Annotated in this window: 22 protein-coding genes; 10 read left to right on the forward strand and 12 right to left on the reverse strand. The window is 66.1% G+C overall.

All coding sequences use genetic code 11. From position 1 onward, the window contains the following. Nucleotides 1-62 precede the first annotated feature (62 nt). Together DCM80_RS10370 and DCM80_RS10375 are read left to right on the forward strand one after the other, a co-directional pair. A complete protein-coding gene (locus DCM80_RS10370; RefSeq protein ID WP_257196873.1) occupies nucleotides 63-1,391 on the forward strand; it encodes a DUF2235 domain-containing protein in 1,329 nt (442 codons plus the stop codon). A gap of 533 nt (nucleotides 1,392-1,924) precedes the next feature. Continuing rightward, entirely contained in the window at nucleotides 1,925-2,176 is a 252-nt protein-coding gene (locus DCM80_RS10375; protein ID WP_257178699.1) for a PilZ domain-containing protein, read from the forward strand. 241 nt (nucleotides 2,177-2,417) lie between these two features. On the opposite strand, the gene DCM80_RS10380 is transcribed toward DCM80_RS10375, so the two are convergent. From DCM80_RS10380 to cobS, 5 genes are all read right to left on the reverse strand, one after another. Next, the gene (locus DCM80_RS10380) at nucleotides 2,418-2,825 is read right to left on the reverse strand and encodes a hypothetical protein (protein ID WP_257196874.1); all 408 of its coding nucleotides are present in this window, start codon (nucleotides 2,823-2,825) and stop codon (nucleotides 2,418-2,420) included. A gap of 398 nt (nucleotides 2,826-3,223) precedes the next feature. Next, nucleotides 3,224-4,336 carry an NADH:flavin oxidoreductase/NADH oxidase gene (locus DCM80_RS10385; RefSeq protein ID WP_257196875.1) on the reverse strand — a complete coding sequence of 371 codons (1,113 nt, stop codon included), beginning with the start codon at nucleotides 4,334-4,336 and terminating at the stop codon, nucleotides 3,224-3,226. A 240-nt stretch (nucleotides 4,337-4,576) separates the two neighbouring features. Next, nucleotides 4,577-5,653: an esterase-like activity of phytase family protein gene (locus DCM80_RS10390; RefSeq protein WP_257196876.1), complete on the reverse strand. Its 1,077-nt coding sequence runs from the start codon at nucleotides 5,651-5,653 to the stop codon at nucleotides 4,577-4,579. Further along, complete coding sequence (cobT, locus tag DCM80_RS10395; RefSeq protein ID WP_257196877.1) at nucleotides 5,650-7,551, reverse strand: cobaltochelatase subunit CobT; 1,902 nt, start codon at nucleotides 7,549-7,551, stop codon at nucleotides 5,650-5,652. The genes DCM80_RS10390 and cobT overlap by 4 nt, the downstream gene beginning before the upstream one ends. 142 nt (nucleotides 7,552-7,693) lie before the next feature. After that, the gene (gene cobS / locus DCM80_RS10400) at nucleotides 7,694-8,677 is read right to left on the reverse strand and encodes a cobaltochelatase subunit CobS (protein ID WP_373568102.1); all 984 of its coding nucleotides are present in this window, start codon (nucleotides 8,675-8,677) and stop codon (nucleotides 7,694-7,696) included. Between the two features lie 313 nt (nucleotides 8,678-8,990). Between cobS and DCM80_RS10405 the strand changes: the two genes are divergently transcribed. After that, nucleotides 8,991-9,650, forward strand: coding sequence for a DedA family protein (locus DCM80_RS10405; RefSeq protein ID WP_257196878.1), 660 nt, complete (start codon nucleotides 8,991-8,993; stop codon nucleotides 9,648-9,650). Between the two features lie 191 nt (nucleotides 9,651-9,841). Here DCM80_RS10405 and DCM80_RS10410 read toward each other — a convergent pair whose 3' ends face one another. Then, nucleotides 9,842-11,062 (reverse strand): citrate synthase family protein, encoded by a 1,221-nt coding sequence (locus DCM80_RS10410; RefSeq protein ID WP_257196879.1) that lies wholly within the window; start codon nucleotides 11,060-11,062, stop codon nucleotides 9,842-9,844. A 78-nt stretch (nucleotides 11,063-11,140) separates the two neighbouring features. On the opposite strand from DCM80_RS10410, the gene DCM80_RS10415 reads away from it, so the two are divergent. Beyond that, nucleotides 11,141-12,235, forward strand: a complete 1,095-nt coding sequence (locus tag DCM80_RS10415) for a citrate synthase/methylcitrate synthase (protein WP_257196880.1) — start codon at nucleotides 11,141-11,143, stop codon at nucleotides 12,233-12,235. Nucleotides 12,236-12,488: 253 nt separating this feature from the next. Then, nucleotides 12,489-12,725, forward strand: a complete 237-nt coding sequence (locus DCM80_RS10420) for a hypothetical protein (protein ID WP_257196881.1) — start codon at nucleotides 12,489-12,491, stop codon at nucleotides 12,723-12,725. Nucleotides 12,726-12,783: 58 nt separating this feature from the next. Here the strand turns inward: DCM80_RS10420 and DCM80_RS10425 are convergent, their stop codons facing one another. After that, a complete protein-coding gene (locus DCM80_RS10425) occupies nucleotides 12,784-13,416 on the reverse strand; it encodes a J domain-containing protein (protein ID WP_028139023.1) in 633 nt (210 codons plus the stop codon). Nucleotides 13,417-13,522: 106 nt separating this feature from the next. Here DCM80_RS10425 and DCM80_RS10430 point away from each other — a divergent pair, with 106 nt between their 5' ends. Beyond that, entirely contained in the window at nucleotides 13,523-13,792 is a 270-nt protein-coding gene (locus DCM80_RS10430) for a BolA family transcriptional regulator (protein ID WP_257178709.1), read from the forward strand. Nucleotides 13,793-13,859: 67 nt separating this feature from the next. Here the strand turns inward: DCM80_RS10430 and DCM80_RS10435 are convergent, their stop codons facing one another. The 3 genes from DCM80_RS10435 to DCM80_RS10445 all read right to left on the reverse strand — a co-directional run bounded on the left by DCM80_RS10435 (nucleotide 13,860) and on the right by DCM80_RS10445 (nucleotide 17,042). After that, nucleotides 13,860-15,212: a hemolysin family protein gene (locus DCM80_RS10435; RefSeq protein WP_257196882.1), complete on the reverse strand. Its 1,353-nt coding sequence runs from the start codon at nucleotides 15,210-15,212 to the stop codon at nucleotides 13,860-13,862. A gap of 67 nt (nucleotides 15,213-15,279) precedes the next feature. Then, nucleotides 15,280-16,422, reverse strand: a complete 1,143-nt coding sequence (aroB, locus tag DCM80_RS10440) for a 3-dehydroquinate synthase (protein WP_257196883.1) — start codon at nucleotides 16,420-16,422, stop codon at nucleotides 15,280-15,282. Beyond that, on the reverse strand, nucleotides 16,419-17,042 hold the full coding sequence (locus DCM80_RS10445; RefSeq protein WP_257196884.1) for a shikimate kinase: 624 nt from the start codon (nucleotides 17,040-17,042) through the stop codon (nucleotides 16,419-16,421). The genes aroB and DCM80_RS10445 overlap by 4 nt, the downstream gene beginning before the upstream one ends. Nucleotides 17,043-17,216: 174 nt before the next feature. Between DCM80_RS10445 and DCM80_RS10450 the strand changes: the two genes are divergently transcribed. The 4 genes from DCM80_RS10450 to DCM80_RS10465 all read left to right on the forward strand — a co-directional run bounded on the left by DCM80_RS10450 (nucleotide 17,217) and on the right by DCM80_RS10465 (nucleotide 21,656). After that, on the forward strand, nucleotides 17,217-17,363 hold the full coding sequence (locus tag DCM80_RS10450; RefSeq protein ID WP_257178713.1) for a histidine kinase: 147 nt from the start codon (nucleotides 17,217-17,219) through the stop codon (nucleotides 17,361-17,363). Nucleotides 17,364-17,380: 17 nt separating this feature from the next. Further along, complete coding sequence (gene xerD, locus DCM80_RS10455; RefSeq protein WP_257196885.1) at nucleotides 17,381-18,337, forward strand: site-specific tyrosine recombinase XerD; 957 nt, start codon at nucleotides 17,381-17,383, stop codon at nucleotides 18,335-18,337. Nucleotides 18,338-18,675: 338 nt separating this feature from the next. After that, nucleotides 18,676-19,638, forward strand: a complete 963-nt coding sequence (locus DCM80_RS10460; RefSeq protein WP_257196886.1) for an acetyl-CoA carboxylase carboxyltransferase subunit alpha — start codon at nucleotides 18,676-18,678, stop codon at nucleotides 19,636-19,638. Nucleotides 19,639-20,135: 497 nt separating this feature from the next. After that, nucleotides 20,136-21,656, forward strand: coding sequence for a murein L,D-transpeptidase family protein (locus DCM80_RS10465; RefSeq protein WP_257196887.1), 1,521 nt, complete (start codon nucleotides 20,136-20,138; stop codon nucleotides 21,654-21,656). Nucleotides 21,657-21,826: 170 nt separating this feature from the next. Here the strand turns inward: DCM80_RS10465 and DCM80_RS10470 are convergent, their stop codons facing one another. Together DCM80_RS10470 and bla are read right to left on the reverse strand one after the other, a co-directional pair. After that, nucleotides 21,827-22,852 carry a DUF1254 domain-containing protein gene (locus DCM80_RS10470; RefSeq protein ID WP_257196888.1) on the reverse strand — a complete coding sequence of 342 codons (1,026 nt, stop codon included), beginning with the start codon at nucleotides 22,850-22,852 and terminating at the stop codon, nucleotides 21,827-21,829. Nucleotides 22,853-22,865: 13 nt separating this feature from the next. After that, entirely contained in the window at nucleotides 22,866-23,753 is an 888-nt protein-coding gene (gene bla / locus DCM80_RS10475) for a subclass B3 metallo-beta-lactamase (protein ID WP_257196889.1), read from the reverse strand. Between the last annotated feature and the right edge of the window lie 12 nt (nucleotides 23,754-23,765).

The raw sequence follows: 23,765 nt of genomic DNA on the forward strand, positions 1-23,765 counted from the left end.
TCTATGGCCACACTCCTTTTCCGCTATACTCGCCCCGGTAGCATCCCCCCGAGGCGCATCCGATGGACACCGCGCGCGAAGCCGCCCCCCACCCCGCCCCGAAAAACCTCGTCATCTGCTGTGACGGCACCGGCAACGAGATCTCGGAGAACATCTCCAACGTCCTGAAGCTGTATCGCTGCCTGCGCAAGACGGACAGGACGCAGCCGCGGCAGATGGTGTTTTACGATCCCGGGGTCGGCACGGTGACGGAGCCGACGACGTGGCATCGCCTCAAGGCCAACGTCAACCTGGTGCTGGGGCTCGCCACCGGCTACGGGCTCGATGACAACGTGCTCTCGGCCTATTGCTTCCTGGTCGAGCATTACGCGCCGGGCGACCGCATCTATCTGTTCGGCTTTTCGCGCGGGGCCTACACGGTGCGCGTGCTGGCGGGGCTGATCCACAAGATCGGCCTGATCCGGCCGGAGCAGGCGAACCTCGCAGGCAGCGGCCTCGTCGCCTACAAGCAATATTCCGGCACCGGGCGCGGCAACGCCATCGAGGACGTCGAGAACGTCGCGTTCGACGACCAGGGGGCGCTGCCGAAGGACGAATTCGATCTCGCCGCGCAGTTCGCGCGCATCACCTCGACGCGCTGGCCGACCATCCACTTCATCGGCGTGTGGGACACGGTGGCGAGCGTGATCGTGCCGCGCGCCGACCGGCTGTTCTGGCCGAGCCTGGAGGAGCTCGCCTTCACGCTGCGCAACCCGAGCGTCAGGATTTTCCGGCAGGCGATCGCGATCGACGAGCGCCGCTGCATGTTCCGCCTCAAGAAGTACTGGGAGCCGCAGGAGTTCTGGAGCAACCGCTACGTGCCTGATGAAAAGAAGGTACCGCAGGACATCCTGCAGGTGTGGTTCGCCGGCGTGCACAGCGACGTCGGCGGCGGCTATCCGGAGGCCGAGAGCGGCGAATCGAAATATCCGCTGCTGTGGATGCTGGACGAGGCGGAGAAGGCGGGGCTGAACTTCAACCCGGCGACCATCAAGCAGCTCGCCTGGGGCATCCCGCGCAAGAACTCGCCGTTTCACTATGTCGCGCCGGCCTATGCCGGCAAGACCGGCGAGCTGCACAATTCGATGACGGCCGCCTGGCGGCTGCTGGAGTACATTCCGAAGCGCGCGAAGTACCGGGAGTGGCCGGAGCGGAAGGTGGTGTTCGGCTTCTACATCCCCGATTGCGAGCCGCGCCTGATTCCCGACGGCGCGCATGTGCATGAGAGCGTGCTGAAGCGGATGGCGGTGGAGCCGGAGTATCGGCCGGTGAATTTGCCGAAGGATTATGTGACGGTGCCGATGCCGGTGGCGCCGCGGGTGGAGCCGGCGGGGGAAAGCGTGAGGGGGTGATGGGGGCGCGCCGCTCTCACCGCGTCATTGCGAGGAGCCCTTGCGACGAAGCAATCCAGACGACCGCCGCGGATACATTTCTGGATTGCTTCGCTGCGCTCGCAATGACGGGGTGGAGGCAGTGCTATCGCATTTCCCGCTGTGCAGGATCTGAGCGCGCGCCTCGTCCTTCGAGACGACCGCTTTCAGCGGTCTCCTCAGGATGAGGCTCAGCAGCATGGGTGCTCGTCGAAACAGATGCCGCGCACCCGGTCCTCATCCTGAGGGCCCGCCAACGGCGGGCGTCTCGAAGGATGGCCGCAAGCGAAATCGCCTCCATGTGCGATGGCCTCGGAGGGTGGCCCGCTACCGCTACATTCTCCCGTCGCCGATACTTTTCATTAAAATTCTCCCGCGCGCCTTAGCCGGATCGCATCATCTGCCTTCCATCATGGTCTCTCGAACACGCCACGAAACTTGTGGTTCGGCATGATCCTTCCGGAAAACCGCTTCACACTTTTCCGGATCATGCCGCGAGCGGAGCTGGAGGAGACTTGCCGCAATTCCCACGCAAATATGCCCGCGTGAAGCCGGCCGGGCTGGTGTCGCGCCAGGCCAAGATCATCACCGATGCGCGCGCGCCGGTGATCCCCTGCACGCTGATCGATTATTCGCCGGGCGGGGCCTGCGTCGATCTCGGCGGCCAGGTCAACATCCCCGACCGCTTCGAGCTGCTGCACGTCAACACCAGGAAACGCTGCCGCATCGCCTGGAAGCGCGGCACAAGGGTGGGCGTGGTGTTTTAGCGTCTTTCTTACCCTCCCCTGGAGGGCGCTTTGCGAGACCAGAGCGCGCGCCTCGTCCTTCGAGACGACCGCTGTCGCGGTCTCCTCAGGATGAGGCTAAGCAGCATTGGTGCTCTTTGAAACTGGTGCCGCGCGCCTGGTCCTCATCCTGAGGGCCCGCCAACGGCGGGCGTCTCGAAGGATGGCCACAGGCGAGATCGCTCCCATATGCGATTGCCCTGCCCTGGAGGGTGAAGAGACGCTACTTCCGCATCCTGGCCTTGGCGCCGGCGACGATCTGCATGGCGACGCCGGCGATCCAGCCGGCGAAGACGAGCCAGGTCCAGCCCATGTGCGGATCGAGCCGGAGCACGATGACGACGACGGAGACGAAGGCGGTGAGCGTGGCGAACAACGTGCCGGCGGAGCTCATGAATTCGGCGGCGTCGATCTGGCTGTGCGCGTCGTCGAACGGCATTTGCGGCGTGTCGATGCCGAGATAGAAGCCGACGGCGCCGAGCAGCATCATCAGCAGCAGGAAGCCCTGCGTGGTGAGCTGCGGGATCTCCGATCCCACATGGGCCCCGATGAACAGCCCGCACGCGGCGCCCGCCATCGCGAGGCCGACACGCTCGAAGATATGAGCCGTTTTGCGGACGGGATAGCGCATGGGCGGGCCTCCGTGATGCATCGTGAGACGGAGGTTAGGCCAGTTTTGGAGGACGTGGAAGCTCAGGGGAGTTCCGGATATGGCGGTGTGAACTCCCTCTCTCCGCAAGCGGCAGGGCAATCGCGTATGGATTTCACGAGGACCGCTGGCTTGCTCCGCCTCTCCCGCTTGCGGGAGAGGCCGACGCGCCCCGGGCGATGCAAAGCATCGTCCCGCGCGCGGCGGGTGAGGGCTCTCGCCACTCGGGGACATCCTCAGTTAATCTCAATAGTCCCAGCGCGGAGACACCCTCTCCCCAACCCTCCCCCGCAAGCGGGGGAGGGAGCCGACTGCCGATGCCGCCGCATCGTGCACACCATTTGCGACTGCCCTGCCGCAAGCGGGGAGAGGTGAAGAAGCTACCGCGCCCCGAACGTAGTCTTGCCGAACAGCGCCTTTTGCGTGGAGGGCTGCGAGCGCCAATATTGCGGCGGGGCTTCGACCTCGCCGCCGAGCTCGGCGGCGGCGTGCCAGGCCCAGCGCGGGTCGTAGAGCATGCCGCGGGCGAGCGCGACCATGTCGGCCTTGCCCGACGCGACGATCTCCTCGGCCTGCCCGGCTTCCGTGATCAGGCCGACGGCGATGGTGGGCAGGCCCGTCTCGCGCTTGATCGCTTCTGCGAACTGCACCTGGTAGCCGGGGCCGAGCGGGATCTTCTGCAGCGGCGAGACGCCACCGGAGGAGGCATCGATCCAGTCGACGCCGCGCGCCTTCAAGGCGTTGGCGAAGGCGATGGTTTGCTCAAGGTCCCAGCCGCCCTCGACCCAGTCGGTCGAGGACACCCGCATGCCGACCGGCTTGTCCGCGGGAAAGGCGGCGCGCACCGCGTCGAACACCTCGAGCGGAAAGCGCATGCGGTTCTCCAGGCTGCCGCCATATTCGTCGGTGCGCTTGTTGGAGATCGGCGACAGGAATTGATGCAGGAGATAGCCGTGCGCGCCATGGACCTCGATGGCGTCGATGCCGAGGCGCGCGGCGCGCTTCGTGCTGTCGACGAAAGCCTCACGGATGCGCTTCAGGCCCGCGGCATCGAGCGCCAGCGGAGAAGCCTCGCCTTCCTTGTGCGGCACCGCCGATGGGCCCACCGTCTGCCAGCCGCCCTGGCTTTGCGGAATCAGCTGGCCGCCGTCCCAGGGCCGCGCGCTGCTCGCCTTGCGGCCGGCATGGGCAAGCTGCATCGCGATCGCGGTGGAGCTATGCTTGCGCACCGAGGCGAGGATCGGCGCGAGCGCGGCCTCGCAGGCATCGCTGTAGAGCCCGAGGCAGCCCGGCGTGATGCGACCGATCGCCTCGACATGGGTCGCCTCGATGCAGAACATCGCCGCGCCCGACAGGCTGAGATTGTTGATGTGGGTGAAGTGCCAGTCGTTGGCGACGCCGTCATGGGCCGAATATTGGCACATCGGCGACACCACGAGGCGGTTCTTCAAGGTCAGGCCGCGCAGCTTGATCGGGGAGAACAGGACGGACATGCGGGGGAGTTCCGGAATGGGGGGCAGTCGAAGAGAGTGTAGTGGGGGACGCGCGGATTGCTAGGCGCGCGGGGGAATGGCGGGTAGTGGCGCCACGCATTGCGCTGTTGGCTTGGTCCAGACCGCCTCCACGCGTCATTGCGAGCGAAGCGAAGCAATCCAGTCTGCCGCCGCGGAGGGATCCTGGATTGCTTCGTCGCAAGAGCTCCTCGCAATGACGGAGGAGAGACGGTGCCCGCCCTACTCCGCCAGCGTGAATTGCAGCAGCAGGGTCCGTTGCAACATCGAGAAATTGTCGTCGGAGATCAGCGTCAGCACGGTCTCGCCCTCGGGCGTGACGTGGGCGTCGATGCCTTCCATGTTGTCGATCTCGTGGCCGAGATCGGCGACGAACAGCGCGGGGCCGTCGACCAGCGCGCCCGGCGCGATCGCCTTCAGGGGGATCGAGCGGATGCGGATGTTGACGCCGGTGAACCAGGAGAACTTGCGCTCGAGGATCAGCAGCTCGCCGGAAGGCAGTAAAACGGCGTCGCTGATGTCGTATTTGTCGATGCGGCGCACGCTGAACTGCCCGGGCGTGGGGCCGCCGATCAGGAATGCCGTCAGATTGCCGTCGGCGTCGAGGCCGCGCTCGGAGAAGGCGATCAGGGTGCCCGCGAGCGGCTGGTCTTTGCCTTTGGGCACGACGACCAGCGCCTCCAGCCCCTTGTTGGAGGGAAGCTTGCGCACGCCCGCCGGCACCGGCATCACCTCGCCGCGGGCGCGCGTGCCGCCCTTGGCAAAATCATAGCGCAGGATCTGGTTGACGCGCTCCAGCCCGACATAGACGAGGCTGCCGTCGCGCGCGATCGCTTCCGAATCCCACCACAGCCGCTTCTCGGTGATCGGCCGGCCCTCGGCTCCTAACAGCGGCGCGGCCTCGACCTCGTCCAGCCCGGTCATCTTGCCGTCGGCATAGCGGATGCGGCCGGTGAACCAGCCGCCCTGGTCGGAGACCGCGAGGAAGCGCTCGCCCCTGGCATCGAGCCGGATGCCTGACAGGCCGCCGAAGCCGCGATAGGGCGAGGTCAGCACCAGGCCGCTGCGGTACTCCAGCGAGCCGAAGCGCGTCCGCGTGCGATCGCGCGGCTCGAAATTGGGAATGGCGCGCGCATTGACCTCGACGCTGACCGGATCGGTGACGGCGTTCTCGATCTGGAGCGGGCGCGGCGGCGGCTCGGCCGCGGCTTGCGCCAGCGCGATGCGGGAGACTGCGAGGGTGGAGAATCCCGCCGCAGCGTACCGAAGAAAGCTGCGGCGGGATGAATGCGTGCTCACGAATGCAGTTTGCGTCGCGGGCGAGCGGGTGCTTGCGTGGGCGCCGTCGCGGTCTCGCTGAACAGCTCGGCGAGCTTCTCGGTGATGGCGCCGCCGAGCTCCTCGGCATCCACGATCGTCACCGCGCGGCGATAATAGCGCGTCACGTCATGGCCGATGCCGATCGCGATCAGCTCGACCGGCGAGCGGGTCTCGATCTCCTCGATGATGTGGCGCAGGTGCCGCTCGAGGTAATTGCCGGGATTGACCGACAGCGTGGAATCGTCGACCGGCGCACCGTCCGAGATCATCATCAGGATCTTGCGCTGCTCGGGCCGGCCGAGCAGGCGCTTGTGCGCCCAGTCCAGCGCCTCGCCGTCGATGTTCTCCTTGAGCAGCCCCTCGCGCATCATCAGGCCGAGATTCTTTCGCGCACGGCGCCAGGGAGCGTCGGCGGACTTGTAGATGATGTGGCGGAGATCGTTGAGGCGGCCGGGATTGGCCGGCTTGCCGGCGGCCAGCCACGCCTCGCGCGATTGCCCGCCCTTCCAGGCGCGCGTGGTGAAGCCGAGGATCTCGACCTTGACCCCGCAACGCTCCAGCGTGCGCGCCAGGATGTCGGCGCAGGTGGCGGCGACCGTGATCGGGCGCCCGCGCATCGAGCCGGAATTGTCGAGCAGCAGCGTCACCACGGTGTCGCGGAACGTCGCCTCCTTCTCGTGCATGAAGGATAGCGGGTGATAGGGATCGGTGACGACGCGCGACAGCCGTGCGGGGTCCAGGATGCCCTCCTCGAGGTCGAACTCCCAGGCGCGGTTCTGCTGCGCCATCAGCCGGCGCTGCAGGCGGTTGGCGAGGCGGGCGACGATGCCCTGCAGATGCGCGAGCTGCTTGTCGAGATAGGCGCGCAGCCGCTCCAGCTCGTCGTGGTCGCAGAGGTCCTCGGCGGCGATCACCTCGTCGAACTTGGGCGCGAAGGCGTGATATTCCGGCCCGCGCGGCTCGTTCTTGCCGTGCTGGTTCGGACGCGTCGCCTCGCCCGGCGTCTCGTCGTCGCCGAGCTCGCCGTCGTCGAAGCTGTCGGAGGTCGAGGCCTGCGCGCTTTCCATCGCGCTCTCGCTCATCTCCTCCGAGCTCGCCTGGGCCTGGTCGGCGCTCATCTCCTGCGCGGCATCGGAATCGGGCGAGCCTTCCGCGCCCGACTGGTCGTTGTCGCCGTCCTGGTTCTCGTCGTCGTTTTCGTCGTCCTCGCTGTCGGCGTTGCGCTCGTCGCCGAGCTCGAGCGCGGTCAAGAGGTCATGCACGGCATCGCCGAACCTGGTCTGGTCCTCGACCAGCGTATCGAGCCGGTCGAGCCGCTTGCCGATCTTGTCTTCGAGGATCGGACGCCAGAGGTCGACCATCTTCTTCGCGGCGGTCGGCGGCGCCATGCCGGTGAGGCGCTCGCGCACCAGCATCGCCAGCGCGTCCGCCAAGGGCGCGTCGGCGCGGTCGGTGATCTCGTCGAACTTGCCGCGATGGAAATGATCGTCGAGCATCGCGGTGAGGTTCTTGGCCACGCCCGCCATGCGGCGCGCGCCGATCGCCTCGACCCGCGCCTGCTCCACCGCCTCGAACACGCCGCGCGCCTGCGGATTGCCCGGCATCAGCTTGCGATGCAGCTTGGCGTCGTGACAGGCGAGCTTGAGCGCGATGGAATCGGCATGGCCGCGCACGATCGCGGCATCCCGCTTGGTCATCTTGCGCGCCGGCTCGGGCAGCCGCGCCTTGCCAGGCGCGAGGCCCGGCCGCTCGGCGGCGAAGGAGACGTCGAGCTCCGGCGCCTTGGCGATCGCCTTCAGGCAGGAGGCAACCGAGCGCTTGAACGGCTCGGTCGGCGCTTCCTTGCTGCTGCGGAATTTGGAGTTGGAGGTGGTCATCTGACCCTATCTGTCGTCCCGGCGAACGCCGGGACTCATAACCACCGGCCGCTCTTGTGTCAGGAAACTATCAGCGTCGTTTCAATCGAGACATCACGCGGCATCGGTCCCGGCCTTCGCCGGGACGACACACCGTGAGAGATTAGCTCAGCGCCACGTTGACCGCCGATTCCGGCAGCTCGGCGTTGAAGCAGCGCTGGTAGAACTCGGCGACCAGGGGACGCTCGAGCTCGTCGCACTTGTTGAGGAAGGTGACGCGGAACGCGAAGCCGATATCGCCGAAGATGTCGGCATTCTCCGCCCAGGTGATCACCGTGCGCGGGCTCATCACCGTCGACAGGTCGCCGTTGGCGAAGGCGTTGCGGGTGAGATCGGCGAGGCGCACCATCTTGTTGACGATGTCGCGGCCTTCGCTGGTGCGATAGTGCTTGGCCTTGGCCAGCACGATCTCCACCTCCTCGTCATGGCTGAGATAGTTCAGCGTGGTGACGATCGACCAGCGGTCCATCTGGCCCTGGTTGATCTGCTGGGTGCCGTGATAGAGGCCCGACGTGTCGCCGAGACCGACCGTGTTGGCCGTGGCGAACAGGCGGAACGCCGGATGCGGCTTGATCACCTTGTTCTGGTCCAGCAGCGTCAGGCGTCCGGAGACTTCGAGCACGCGCTGGATCACGAACATCACGTCGGGGCGGCCGGCGTCGTATTCGTCGAACACCAGCGCGACGTTGTGCTGCAGCGCCCAGGGCAGGATGCCGTCGCGGAATTCGGTGACCTGCTTGCCGTCGCGGACCACGATGGAGTCCTTGCCGACGAGGTCGATGCGGCTGATGTGGCTGTCGAGGTTGACGCGCACGCAGGGCCAGTTCAGGCGGGCTGCGACCTGCTCGATATGGGTGGATTTGCCGGTGCCGTGATAGCCGGTCACCATGACGCGGCGGTTGCGGGCAAAGCCCGCGAGAATGGCGAGCGTGGTGGCGCGGTCGAAGCGGTAGTCGGAATCGACTTCGGGCACATGAGGATCGACTTCGGAATAGGCGGGGACTTCGAGATCGCTGTCGATCCCGAACACCTGGCGCACCGACACCTTCATGTCGGGCAGACCGGAAACTTCCTCAACTTTGGACATGGCGGCGGTCGTCATCAATCCTCCGAGGTCCCGGGCGGTCCCGAAACCGGTTATTCGCACGTTGGCTGCGGCTGGGTGCTGAAAATCAACCTATCAGAGACGGGTGGCCGGCAGAAGCCCGCCCGCCAATCAAAGTTCCGTTGTCTTTTCATTTAGATAGGCAAGGATCGCAGTTTTTGGAGGGCTGCCTTGCGAATCATGCCCAAATTCAGGCGGGTTCGCGGGGGACCCGCCCACGCGAATGGCGCTTTGGCCGCGTGCCCTTACTTATGTAGGGTCGGAAAGCCCCGTGCTCCAGCCCGCCAGAGACGACGTGACGTCCTTTCTCGATCCCCTCATCTCCTTCGTCTCCGCCCATCCGTGGCTGGCCTATCTGACCCTGTTCCTGGCGGCGCTGCTCGAAGCCGTCCCGGTGGTGGGCTCGGTGATCCCCGGCTCGACCATCATCCTGGCGCTGAGCGCCCTGGTGCCGGGCGGCGAACTCAAGCTGCAATGGGTGTTGCTGGCGGCCGCGCTCGGCGCCGTGCTCGGCGACGGCTCAGCCTACTGGATCGGTCACCGGCGCCAGCGCGAGATCCTCAACACCTGGCCGCTGACCAACTACCCGCGCGTGGTCGCCGAGAGCGAGAGCTTCTTCAACCGCTTCGGCACCTGGGCCGTGTTCTTCGCCCGCTTCGTGCCGCCGATCCGGGCCTTCGTCCCCGTGACCGCCGGCGCGCTCGGCATGGCGCCCGCAAAATTCTACGCGGTGAACATCCCGGCGATCCTGGCCTGGGCGCCCGCCCATGTGCTGCCGGGCGTGCTGGCGGTCTTGGCCCTGCACGAATATGCCGGGCTGCATCTTCATGGGCATGTCGGCAAGCATATCTGGATGCTGACCGTGGTTGGGGTTGCGATCGTGGCGGGCGTTGCGGTGGGGATCTATCGCCGGCGGAACGGCGGTGGTGCCGCGGCGGCGAAGCCGCGGACGTAGGAAGACGCCATAGCAAAGCAGCGCCACACCAAAGGTGTCGTCCCTGCGAACGCAAGGACCCATACCGCGTGATCTATGGATTGCAACAGACAGGAGTACCGAACGACTCATCGTCGCCAAACTGCTCCCTGGGGTTATGGATCCCTGCGTTCGCAGGGACGACAGCGGAGAGCGAGGCACTCGCAGAGGTTCTAACCAGCGGTCCCCACCCTCTTCCCCGGCGCAGGCCCGACATACCTTGCCCTCGGCCTGATCAGCTTCCCGTGCTGCAACTGCTCGCTGGCATGGGCGATCCAGCCGACGCTGCGGGCCATCGCGAACAGCGCGAGCTCGCTGCCTCCGGGCAGGCGCAGCGCGTGCACGAGCACGGCGAGCGCATAATCGATGTTGACGAATTCACCGGTGGCTTCCGCGATGCGCTCCGGCACCTCGCGGGTGAATTTGCGCGGCGCGCCGGCGCGGGACAGCGCGTTGAGCAGCGACTGCGCGCGGGGATCGCCGCGCTTGTAGACGCCGTGGCCGAAGCCGGCAAAACGCTCACCGAGCGCGACGCGCTCGCGCACCATGGGCTCGACGTCGCGGTCGATCAGCGTCTTGACGAGCTGCGAGGCCAGCACGCCGGCGCCGCCATGCTGCGGCCCTTTCAACGCGGCAAGGCCGGCGATGACGGCATCGTACAGGTTGAGGCCGGTCGAGGCCGCGCAACGCGCGGTGAAGGTCGAGGCGTTCAGCTCGTGATCGGCGAGCAGGACGAGGGCGCGGCGGATCAGGTCGGGCGCATGCTTGTGGTCTGGCGCCCAGGCGGTTGCGACCTGCTGATGCAACGGCTCGGCCGAGGGCTCGGCATTGAGCATGGTCGCCACCAGCAGCCGGACGATGCGCCCGCCCACCATGGCGCGGCCGTCGGGCGCGCGGGTGAAGGCGCGGGGATCGGTGCTGGCGGCCAGCGCGAACACGGCGATGGCGCGGTCGATCGGCGCCGCGCGGCGTGCGGCCGCGGCGATCGCGCGCATCTCCTCGGAGAGCTCAGGTTGGTTGTCGGCGGCGAAAGGATCGACGTCGGAGACATCCCAGAGCAGCGTCGCGGCGTGCTCCAGCGTGCCGTTCTCGGAAAGATCGACGCAGTTGACGCCGCGATAGATCGCGCCCTCCTCCGTGATGGTCGAGATCTCGGTGTCCATCACCGGCAGGTCGGCATCGAAGCTGCGCAGGCCACGCGGCTCCGGCGACGGCACCCGGCGCTCCTTCAGCGCCCGGACGTCCTCGGCGCGGTAGCGGTTCTTCCGCGAATCCGGCGTCGGCTCGGAGCGGATCAGGCCGCGGCTGACGTAGGCGTAGAGCGTGGCCGGCGAGATCGCGAGTTCGGCCGCGGCCTCCCGGGCCGAGAGATAGAGTCCTTCCCGATTTTTCATATTGATTCATGTAATCAAGATTGATCAATGTGTCGAGAGGCCCGACCTTGTCTGCTCCGTGAACAGGAGATTTGGGCCATGAATATCCACCTCACCAAGAGCCAGATCGGGTTGGACGGCGTTCCCGCGGCCGAGACCGTGCTGAGCCATGTCGATGGCGAGCGCGGCGAGCTGATCATTGCCGGGGAGCATGTCGGCCGGCTGGCGAGCCAGTCGAGCTTCGAGGGCGTCACCGCCCGGCTCTGGAACGGCGCCAGCAAGACCAGCCTGAGCGAAGCCAACGTGCGGGCAAGCCTGGGCGCGGCGCGCGAGCGCGCCTTCGCACGCCTGCCGGACCTGCTGCCGGCGACGCGCGGCATGGGCGTGGTGGACGGATTTCGTGCAGCCGTCGCCGGACTTCGCGCCGAGCCCGGGCTGGAGCACGAGGCGACCATCGTCGGCGCGTTTCCGGTGATCGCGGGCGCGCTGGTCCGGCGCGCCAAGGGGCTCGAGCCGGTCGCACCCGATCCAACTTTGAGCCATGCTGCCGACACGCTGCGCATGCTGCACGGACGCGCGCCTGAAACGCGCGAAGTCACAGCACTCGACGCCTATCTCGTCACCGCCAGCGACCACGGCATGAATGCCTCGACCTTCACCGCGCGCGTGGTGGCCTCGACCCAGGCCGATCTGTTCGCCGCTGTCACCGCTGGCTATTGCGCACTCACGGGCCCGTTGCATGGCGGCGCGCCGGAGCCGGTGCTGGAAATGCTCGACGCGATCGGCACGCGCGAGCGCATCCAGCCCTGGGTGGATGCGGCGCTCGCGCGCGGCGAACGCATGATGGGCTTCGGCCACCGCGTTTATCGCGTACGCGATCCGCGCGCGGACGTGCTCAAGACCGCGGTCGAGGCGCTGGCCTCTGATGGCACCGACCTGCCGTTCGCCGGCGAGGTCGAGGCATATATTCGCAGCTCCTTGCGCAAGAAGAATCCGGAGCGGCCGCTGGAGACGAACGTGGAGTTCTTCACCGCGATCCTGCTCGATGCGCTGGCGATTCCGCGCCAGGCCTTCACACCGATCTTCGCGGTGGCGCGGAGCGCCGGCTGGACCGCACATGCGCGCGAGCAGCAGCGCACCGGGCGCTTGATCCGGCCCAGTTCGTCATATGTCGGGGCGATGCCGGAGGGGTGAGGACGAGCGGATATCTCCGCAAAGCCCGCAATTGTAGGGTGGGCAAAGGCGCGCTTGCGCCGTGCCCACCATCTCTCTCGATCGCAACAGACACGTGGGCACGCTCCGCTTTGCCCACCCTACGCGACTGGAGCCGGCGGTGTGCAAGCATGCGACAGAAGGAATCAGCGGCAAGCTGGAACGATGCGGCGCGCGGGGCATTCACGCTCGCCCCAAAAGTCCGACGTCAGGGGCGATAAGAAAAGGAACGAAAATGAAGAAGCTTACTTGCGCCGTCGCTGCCGGAACGCTGCTGGCTCTGTCATCACTCGCCGCGCCTGCCAATGCCCTGCCGGCTCAGCCGATCCCCGGCGCAGCGGCGTCCGGTGACATCGTGAACGCCCGCTATCACCACGCTCACCGGCGCGTGTGCACCGTGCGCACGGTCGTGACGCGCGGACATCATGGACATCGCATCGTCAAGCGCGTTCGTGTTTGCCGGAGCAGGTAAAGACTCAGGTGCCGTCCGCTTTCGGGCGGACGGCATCCCATCACGGCGCGATCAGGCCTCAAGCCTCGCGCACCACCGTCTTCAGATAATTATACGCCTTGATGATCTCGATCAGGCGATCCTCGGTGGAGCGGTCGCCGCCATTGGCGTCGGGGTGGTGCTGCTTCACCAGCGCCTTGTACTTGGTCTTGACGTCGGCGAGCGTGGCGCTGGGGCCGAGGCCCATGACCAGCAGCGCCTTGCGCTCGGCGTTCATCACCTTGCGCGTCTCGGCCTTGGGCGCGGCTTCGGGGCCCTTGCGCCAGCTGGCGCGGCCGTTGATCTCGCTGAACATGCTGAACGGATCGGACGCCATGTCGATCTCGGCTTCCGCGCCCTTCTTGCCGCCATTGGCGCCCATCTTCCAGGTCGGGCGGTGACCGGTCAGCGCATCCTTCTGGTAGCGCGCGACGGCGTCGGCGTTCATGCCGGAGAAGAAATTGTAGTTCTGGTTGTACTCGCGCACGTGATCCAGGCAGAAGTGCCAGTACTCGCGCTGGTTCTCGCGGCCCTTGGGCGCACGATGCGCGCCCTTGTTCTGGCACCCCGCCCACTCGCAGCCGACGGCGGTGTCGCGCGGCTTCACGTCCGGCTGCTTGCCCCGCGGCTTGACGCGGATGGAGTCGAAGAATTTTGATGAATCGATCGGCATGGCTGACTTTGACTACGCAATGCAAAAACGTTCAAGTCTTGACATTGCAATTCGCCGCAAACCCGGCAATTAACGGGGCGAGATCTCCGCACCCGAATGGCACAACATGGCTATGCGCGACACTATCAGCAACAAGTTGCAGGAAGCTTTCACGCCGGAAAGCCTGCAAGTCGTCGACGAGTCACATTTGCATGAAGGCCATTCCGGCCATCGGCCGGGCGGTGAGACACACTTCCGCGTCTATATCGTGTCTGCCGCCTTCAAAGGGAAGAGCCGGGTCGAGCGCCATCGCATGATAAATTCGGCGCTCGCCGCGGAACTCGCCGGCCGCGTGCACGCGCTGGCGATCCAGGCCAAGGCGCCGGGAGAAGGCTAGCTCTTCCTTCTGGCGGGCTTGAACATGATCACGAATGGTCGTCATGCCCGGGCGCAAAACCACTACGTCAGAACGACGTCCCCGCCCGTCTCGGCTTCGCCTCTTCCAGCTCCGCCTCGCGTGCGACCGGCGAAATACGTAGCGCGGTGATGCGGTTGCGCTCGCGGCGGAGCACGCGGAAACGGAAGCCGTGGAAGGTGAAGCTCTGGCCGCGGTCGGGGATCGAGCGCGCTTCGTGAATGACGAGGCCGGCGACCGTCGTTGCCTCTTCATCGGGCAGGTGCCAGTCCAGCGCGCGGTTGAGATCGCGGATCGGCACCGAGCCGTCGACCACGACCGAGCCGTCGGGTTGACGGCGCACGCCGGCGACCACCACGTCGTGCTCGTCGGAGATGTCGCCGACGATCTCCTCCAGAATGTCTTCCAGCGTCACGAGGCCTTCGACCTCGCCGTACTCGTCGACGACGAGCGCGAAATGGGTCTTGCGGCGGCGGAACGCCTTGAGCTGCTGGGAGATCGGCCGCATTTCCGGCACGAACCAGGGCGGCAGCATGATCGTGGTGACGTCGATGCGCGAGGTATCGCCCTCCGAGGCGCGGATGGCCCGCAACAGATCCTTGGCGTGCAGGATACCGATGATGTTCTCCGACTTGTCGCGCCAGAGCGGAATGCGGGTGTATTCGGTGGCCAGCACCTCACGCACCAGCTCCTCCGGCGGCAGGTCGGCGTTGATCATCACCATGGCGGTGCGGTGAACCATCACGTCGGACACCGCCAGCTCCCCGAGGCGGAAGACGTTGTGAATGTATTCGGCCTCGCCGCTCTCGATCTTGCCGTGCACGGCCGATTCCTCGACCAGGCCCTCGATCTCGGAATCCGTCAGGATCTCGTGCTGCGAAAACTCCTGGACCCCGATCAGGCGCAGGATCGCGCTCGACGCCGCGTTGAGACACCAGCTCAGCGGATAGAACACCAGGTAGGAGACATGCAGCGGATAGGCGATCCACTGCGACACCGGCATCGGCTCCCTGATCGCGAGCGTCTTCGGCACCTGCTCGCCGATGATGATATGCAGCGACGAGAAAACCAGGAAGCCCGCCACGAACGAGACGAAGTGCAGCGTGGCCTCTGCCAGACCGAGCGGCTCGAGGATCGGGCTCAGCAGCGCAGAGACGGTCGGCTCGCCGATCCAGCCAAGCCCGAGCGACGCCATGGTGATGCCGAGCTGGCAGCAGGCGAGATAGGATTCGATGTTTCCCATCATCGTCTGCAGCAGGCGGGCGCCGAAGCGATTCTGCTCGACCATGGCCTTGACGCGGAAGCCGCGGCTCTTCACCAGCGCAAATTCCGCCGCCACGTAGAACGCATTGGCCGCGAGCAGGAGCACCGCCAGCAGCAGATTGATCGAGATCGAATTCATGTTTGCCTCGCGACCGCCTCGGCATTCCCCGCCGTTGCGCGGGCGGCCGGCCTGAACGGTCCCGCCATCACTGCGATAGTTTCGACTGCAGGAAGTCGCGCACCGGGGCCGGCTCGACATCCTTCGCGATCACCGCGCGTCCCACCGCCTCCAACAGGATGAAGGTGAGCTTGCCGCGCTTGACCTTCTTGTCCTGCGCCATCAGCGCCATCAGCGCGTCGGCATCGGCAAGCCCTTCCTGCGCAAAGCCCGCGATGTCCTGCAGGCGGGTCGGCAGGCCGGCCTCGATCAGATGCCGCTCGACGCGCGCGGCGTCCTGCTCGCCGATCATGCCGAGCTTCGCCGAGAACTGCGCCGCCAGCGTCATGCCGATCGCGACGCCCTCGCCGTGGAACAGGCGGTCGGAGAAGCCGGTCGCCGCTTCCAGCGCGTGACCGAAGGTGTGGCCGAGATTGAGTAGCGCGCGCTCGCCGGTCTCGCGCTCGTCGCGCGCGACCACGCCGGCCTTGGCGCGGCAGGAGGTCGCGATCGCGTGCTCGCGCGCGGAGCCGCCCTTGACGATGTCGGCATGGTTCTTCTCCAGCCATCTGAAGAAGGCCTCGTCGCCGAGCACGCCGTATTTGGCGACCTCGGCATAGCCGGCGCGGAACTGGCGCGGCGACAGTGTGTCGAGCACGGCGGTGTCGGCGATCACCAGCACCGGCTGGTGGAACGCCCCTAACAGGTTCTTGCCTTGCGGCGAGTTGATGCCGGTCTTGCCGCCGACGGAGGAATCGACCTGGGCGAGAAGCGAGGTCGGCACCTGCACGAAATCGACGCCGCGGCGCAGGATCGCCGCGGCAAAGCCGGCGAGATCGCCGACCACGCCGCCGCCGAGCGCGATGACGAGATCGTTGCGCTCGATCCTGGCGGCGATCAGGGCTTCGCTGACCTTCTCCAGGCCGGCATAGGTCTTGGAGATTTCGCCTTCCTCGACCACGATGCGCGAGGTCGGGATGCCGCTCGCCGCGAGCGAGGCCTCGGTTGGCTCGAGCCAGTGCTTGGCGACGTTGCGATCGGTCACAACAGCAGTGCGCACGCCCGGCCGCAAACGCGCCACGCGTTCGCCGAGCGAGGCCAGCACGCCGCGGCCGATGACGATGTCGTAGGCGCGGTTCTCCAGCGCGACCTCGACCTTGACGGGATCTGAATGTTTCAACGGCGCAGTCATCTCAACGCACTCGCTACGTCGGCAGCTGGGGGAGCGGCCTGTTCGCCGCAAAGATGGCCGCGCAGCGCCTCGATGCATTCCTCGACGATTTTGTCGTGCGGCACGTCGCGCGAGGCGATGGTGAGGTCGGCATGGCCATAGACCGGCTCGCGCTCGGTGAGCAGGCGCGTCACGGTTCCTTCGGGATCGGCGGTCTGCAGCAGCGGGCGATCGGCGCGTCGGCGCACGCGGCGCATGATGACGTCGTGGTCCGCCTTGAGCCAGATCGACACCGCCTTTGCCGCGATGCGCTTGCGCGTCTCCTCGCGCATGAAGGCGCCGCCGCCGGTCGCCAGCACCACCGGCCCGCCGTCGAGCAGCCGCGCGATCACCCGCGCCTCGCCGTCGCGGAAATAGGCCTCGCCATGGCGCTCGAAGATCTCCGGGATGGTCATTTGCGCCGACGTCTCGATCTCGGTGTCGGCATCGACGAAGGGCAGCTTGAGCCTGAGCGCCATGCGGCGGCCGATGGTGGATTTGCCCACTCCCATCATACCGACGAGCACGATCGAGCGCGATCCCAGCGCCGACAGGATGTCGGCTTCGGGCGAAGCTGGTATCGGCAACGCGGCGTCGGACATGTCTCGCTCGATTGGATCCCGCTCGATCTGCCGCAAGGGGCGGCACCGGTTCGGCCACCTATACGACCCCGGAAGGGGCCTCGCCAGAGGACTCTTGCCACGAAACGGCGAACATGTTGGATGATTTCATTGGTTAATTTGGCCGCCCGAGACCTTCTCCCGAGACCTTGCCCGATGCCCAGCCTGTTCCGCTTCCTGACGGTCGTCGCCGTGCTCGCCGGCATCGTCTATGGCGTGGTGTTCGCGCTGGCCAACTTCGTCACGCCCAAGTCGCGGGAAATGACGGTGACGATCCCGCCGGATAAATTTCTCAAGAAATAGGAGCTAGCCTGACGGGCATGCGCAACTCGCCCTCAGACGCCAGGCTCACCGGCCTGTTCCTCGACATGCTCGCGGCGGAACAGGGCGCCGGGCCCAACACGCTCGACGCCTATCGCCGCGACCTCACCGACTTCTCGGAGTTTCTGGGCCGTGTCGGCCGCAGCTTTACCGATGCCGAGACGCAGACGCTGCGCGATTATCTCGCCGATCTCGACAGCCGCGGCTTCAAGTCCACCAGCGTGGCGCGGCGGCTGTCGGCGCTGCGGCATCTCTATCGCTTCCTGCTCAACGAGCGCATCCGGGCTGAGGATCCCGCCGCGATCCTGTCAGGTCCCAAGCGCGGCCGCGGCCTGCCGAAAGTGCTGTCGATCTCCGATGTCGACCGCATGCTTCGCCGCGCCAGGGAATTGAGCGAGGCGGAGGATGCCTCGCCGGCGAAGCGGCTGCGGAGCTTGCGGCTCTATTGCCTGCTCGAAGTGCTCTACGCCACCGGCCTGCGCGTCTCCGAGCTGGTGGCGCTGCCGCGCTCGGCGGCCAAGCGCGATGCGCGCATGATCGTGGTGCGCGGCAAGGGCAACAAGGAGCGCCTGGTGCCGCTCAACGAGGCCTCGCGGCAGGCGATGGCGGATTACCTTGCGGCGACGGAAGCTGCAAAGGCGGACAAGAAAAACAGCGTGGCCGCCTCGAAATGGCTGTTTCCCTCCTTCGGCGAGAGCGGACACCTGACGCGGCAGCATTTCGCCCGCGACCTCAAGGAGCTCGCAATCGCCTCGGGCCTGCAGGCCCGGCTGGTGTCCCCGCACGTGCTGCGCCACGCCTTCGCCAGCCACCTCCTGCACAATGGTGCGGACTTGCGCATCGTGCAGACCCTGCTCGGCCACACCGATATTTCCACCACCCAGATCTACACCCATGTGGTCGAGGAGCGGCTGAAGAGCCTGGTGCGCGACCTGCACCCGCTGGCGGAGAAGTAAACAGCTCTCGTGCCCCGGACGCGGCGCAGCGTTCCGGCGATGCGAAGCATCGTCCAGTACGGTGCGACGCAGAGCCGGGGCCCATGCCGCGCTGGGTCCCGGCTCTGCGCAGCAGCGCTGTAGAAGCGCTGCAGCGCGTCCGGGACACGAGAGCCGGGCCGGGACGACCCATGAAACCGCCTTGACTTCGGCCACATCTCCGCAGAAAGAGCCGTGGCCTCTCGCATGATTTGGCTCCGCGCCAGCAGCGCACAAGCCAAACCATTGACAACGCTGCACTTCTTCCCACGGCCCCGACCTCGCTTCGCCTCTTAGCCCCGTCCCCCTATATTGAGTTGATGCAAGACCAGATGCGCAGCTATCTCGACTTCGAAAAGCCGGTCGCCGAGCTCGATTCCAAGCTCGACGAGCTCAGGACGCTGGCGGCCTCCGGCACGGATATCGCTGACGAGATCGGACGGATCGAGGACAAGGCGGCGCAGGCGCTGGCCGACCTCTATGAGAACCTGACGCCGTGGCAGAAGACGCTGGTGGCGCGGCATCCGCAGCGGCCGCATTTCAACGACTTCATCAAGGGCCTGATCACCGAATTCACCCCACTCGCCGGCGACCGCAAGTTCGGCGAGGACGAGGCGCTGGTCGCCGGCTTCGGCCGCTTCCGCGGCGAGCCGATCTGCGTGATGGGCCAGGAAAAGGGCGATTCCACCGAGAGCCGCATCCGGCACAATTTCGGCATGGCGCGGCCCGAGGGCTATCGCAAATGCGTGCGGCTGATGGAGATGGCCGAGCGGTTCGGCCTGCCGGTGCTGTCGCTGGCCGATTCCGCCGGCGCCTATCCCGGCATCGGCGCCGAGGAGCGCGGCCAGGCCGAGGCGATCGCCCGCTCGACCGACGCCTGCCTGGCGCTGAGCGTGCCGAACGTCGCGATCATCACCGGCGAGGGCATGTCCGGCGGCGCCATCGCCATCACCACCGCCAACAGGGTCCTGATGCTGGAGCACGCGATCTACAGCGTGATCTCGCCGGAAGCGGCGTCCTCGATCCTCTGGCGCGACGGCACCAAGGCGCAGGAAGCCGCCAACAACATGAAGATCACCGCCCAGGACATGCTCCGTTTCGGGGTGATCGACCAGATCCTGAAGGAGCCGGTCGGCGGCGCCCACCGCGACCCCGCCGCCATGATCGCCACCACGGGCGAGGCCATCGCCAAAGCCTTTGACGAGCTGCGCGGCCTCGACGGCGACGCCATCCGCAAGCAGCGGCGGCAAAAATTCCTCGATATCGGCCGCAAACTGGGCTGATTCGGGCTGGTTTGGTGCCGCAATGGCGGTGCGCTCCCGGGGGAGGGTTGGGGAGAGGGTTGTCTCCTCTCGCGACACTCCCATTGCGGCGCGAGCCCCCTCCCGGCCTCCCCCGCAAGCGGGGGAGGTGAAGAGCGAGCCGGTAACCCCGCATTAACCCTTTTTTTGCCCAAATCGGCGATCTCTGTGGTGGTCTGGCCACATGGTCCAAGTTCCGGCCCAGTTTAAGTCTCTGTTGACCACACCTTTGGGCCAACGCCCTCGTGATCCCCGCTCGGGTTGCGACCACATGACCCAGAGGTTAGAATTTTAATCAATGGCTTCAGGGCACAAGCGCTGGGGCGTGAGCTGAAAAAGCCCGTCACCGACGGGTCCGGTTCGCCGGTCGGATCATGCGCCAAACGAATTGGGGTTCGCGCATCAATGCCCGGCACGGTGTGGGGTCCATCTTGATTTCTCGTTCGCTTGCTCGCGCGCTCTTGGCTTCGGTTGCGCTGATGACGGCCGGCGGTCTGCTGGCCGGCTGCAACACCGACCAAGTCTCGCTCGCGACCAATGCCAAGGCCAATCAGCCGGTGCCGCCGAAGCTGCTCGCCGCGATGGCCGAGAAGGACATGGATCTGCAATCGCCGATCCTGGTGCGGCTGTTCAAGCAGGAGGCCGAGCTCGAGATCTGGAAGCAGACCCGCTCCGGCCAGTTCGCACTGCTCAAGACCTATCCGATCTGCCGCTGGTCGGGCGATCTCGGCCCCAAGGTGCGCGAAGGCGACCGCCAGGCGCCGGAAGGATTCTACTCGATCAATCCGAGCCAGATGAATCCGCAATCGGCCTATTACCTCTCCTTCAACACCGGCTATCCGAACGCGTTCGACAAGGCGCTGGGCCGCACCGGCTCGCAGCTGATGGTGCACGGCGACTGCTCCTCGCGCGGCTGCTACGCGATGACCGACGAGCAGATCGCGGAGATCTATTCGCTCGGCCGCGAATCCTTCTTCGGCGGCCAGAAGGCGTTCCAGCTGCAGGCCTATCCGTTCAAGATGACGCCGGTGAACATGGCCCGGCACCGCAACAATCCGAACATGCCGTTCTGGAAGATGATCAAGGAAGGCTATGATCATTTCGAGGTGACGCGGCAGGAGCCGAAGGTCGATTTCTGCGAGAAGAAGTACGTCTTCGACGCGGCGAAGCCGGCGGACGCCAGGCGCGACCCGGTGTTCGACGCCTCGGCCAAGTGCCCGGCCTATGTCATCCCCGAGGACATCGTCGCCGCGGTGCGAGGCAAGCAGGCCAAGGACGAGGCCGAATACGCCAGGCTCGTCGCCAAGGGCACGCCGGTGGCGCGCATGAACACCGGCATCGATGGCGGCATGAACAAGGTGTTCGCCGCCAAGATTCCGGAAGGCTCGACCGGCCTGTCCGAGGGCGCCGAAGGCACCACGCTGCAGATGCTGGCGATGGCCAAGGCGCCCGGCACGATCCCCAGCCACGTCAATCCGCCGAAGCCGAATCTCGACGCGGTCGCGTCAGCGCCCGCGCCGCAGGACGAGCCGGTGGTGGCCGTGCCCGCGAGCACCCGCGTCGCGTCGGTCCAGCCCGTGGAAAAGTCCCAGGACAAGTCGCAAGAGAAATCCGGCTTCTTCTCGAACCTCGGCCGCAAGATGGGCATCGGCTCTTCCGACACCACGGCGACCACGCCGCCGCCGCAAGCCACCGCATCCGTCGCCCCGGCCGCCACGACCACGACACCCCCGACCGCGGCGTCGCGGCTCAAGGCCGCCGTGAGCCGGTTCGTGCCCGGGCATGACAAGTCGAAGGATGCCGTGAAGGATGCGCCGAAGCCGGCCGTTGCGGCTGCCAAACCGGCCGAGCCCGCCAAGCCAGACACCCGCCTCGCCCAGACCCGGCCGGCGCTGAAGCCGTCGGTGAGCGACGGCGCCGGTGAAGCCACGCAGATCATGGGCGCCGCGCCGATAGTGTCATCGAACTCGTTCGACAGCCGGTTCTCGGCGGTGAAATAGGCGGGCGGGAGGCTTACTCCCGCTGTGTCGGCAACCCGAGGCCGCGTCCGGTTTCACATGGCTTGATCTTCATCCAGAACGCCAGAGGCGGCGAGCCGGACGCTGAGGAAATTGTAAAGCTTGTTCGGGCAACCGCATCAAATGTCGTATTGGGCCAGCAGGCCGCATTCCTAGGATGCCGGTTGCGCTTCCGGCAGCTTCCAGCTTCCGTCCAGGATCTCCTTGCGGGGCCTGTACAGGCGCATCGTGAAGTTCCAGCCGGCCACGATCGGCAGACAGTTCGGTGTCGCCTTTCCGCAGCCGCCGAACTGGATCACGTAGGCGCCGCTCGCATCCGGCTTGGCCGTCAGGTTGTTGAATGAGTAGGCGCCGCGTTCGTTCTTCTGGAAGAATCCCTTCCCGTTGTAGACGCTGATCGACCAGAAGCCGTCGACCGGTACGTCCTTGAGCGTGAGGCGATAGACCGTCTTGCCGTCGTTCTTCGGCGGATAGAGGCTCTGGTAATCGGCCGCATAGCGCGGGTTGCCGCCCCAGCCGATCGCCGTGCCGATGAGATGGTCGATCGGGTCGACTTCGTCCTTCCTGCCGAAGCGATCGACGACGCTGCCCAACGAGCCCAGGGTTTCGAGCGCGGACCTAACCTTGGCCAGCGAAGCCTGGTCCCAATTCGGCACCTCGAACTTGCCCATGCCTGCCTGCCGCACCTCGATCGCGTCCTGCACTCCATTGGCGGCCTTCACGTCCTGAGGGTCATCCGAGTTGGCCAGCGTGCGGATGATGACGTAGACGTAGCGGGTGCCGACCTTGGTCTTGTCGTAGTTGAAAGTGCCGGGCCCGTAGGCCACCTCGGTCGTGTAGTGATCCTGCGAGATCACCTGCATCGACATGAAGCGCTTGCCGGCGTCCGGCAACTTGATGGTGAGCGGTCCGGCGTCCAGGTCGAACACGCCGGAGGAGTACAGCGTGTCGCGGTTCATGCGCACCACATCCTGCTTGTCGATCGAAGCCATTTCGCGCCGGTGCCTGAGCTTGCCGAAGGCGCCGTCGTCCATTGCGGCCTTCCGGAAATAGAGGTCTGTCTCCGCCCGGACGAAGTTGTGGACGTTGACCGCGTTGGGTTTGGCACCTTGAGCGATTGCCGCATTTGCCGAGGCCAGCAGCGCCAGGGCCAATATCGGACCGAGCGGAGATTTCATCGCCAACGACTCCTTACTTTGACGGCGCCTTGGGGACGCCGAGCTCCTCGTCGACCTCGTCCTCGAACGCACGCTTCTTGCCGGCGATGAAGCGTCTGTAGCCCTCCGGATCGATCCAGGCGTTGATGCCCTCGGTCTCCGCCCGCTTCTGCTTGCCTTCCAGGTCGTAATACTCGTTGTGCTGCGCCAGCCAGATGTCGGGCTTGATCATCTCCAGCGCGTGGTGCGTGTTGCGGTAGTCCTCGGTGATGCCGGGGTACGAAGGGTTCTTCGCCACGCGGTAGCCGGGGTTGAAGCCTGCGCCGTCCGGAAACGCCACCACGTAGGCCTTGCCGTCGACGACCAGGTTCGCGATCCAGGTGGTGGCGCCGCGGGTGTGGCCAGGGGTGTGGTAGGCCGTCAGCAGCACGTCGCCCAGCTTGACGGTGTCGCCGTCGCGCAGAACGCGGTCGACCTTCACGCCTTCATAGGTCAGATCGTTGCCGTACTTGAAGTCGTCGCGGTCGTCGCTCTCCATCGCGGCGACATCGTCCTTCATGACGGCCAATTGCGCTCCCGTCAGCTTCTTCATGAAGGCGAAGGCCCCGGCATGATCGATGTGGGCATGGCCGTTGATCATGATCTTGACGTCTTCCGGCTTGAAGCCGAGCTTGCGGATCGACTCTACGATCATCGGCCCCGACGACGGCATGCCGGTGTTCATCAGGATGCTGCCCTGGGACGTAGTAAAGAGGAAAACCCCCAGTCCCTTGGTGCCGACGAAGTAGATCGGTCCAACGATCCTGACGGGTTCGGCCGGCTCCTCCCATTTCAGCGCCTTCTTCGCCAGCGTGATGAAGAGGTTGTTGTTGTTGGCCAGTTGCTCTTTCGTCGGAAGCTCAGGAGGGAGCGCTTGTGCCATCGCATGTGCCGA

This window comes from Bradyrhizobium sp. WBOS08, assembly GCF_024585125.1.
In the GTDB taxonomy this organism is placed as follows: Bacteria; Pseudomonadota; Alphaproteobacteria; order Rhizobiales; family Xanthobacteraceae; genus Bradyrhizobium; species Bradyrhizobium japonicum_B.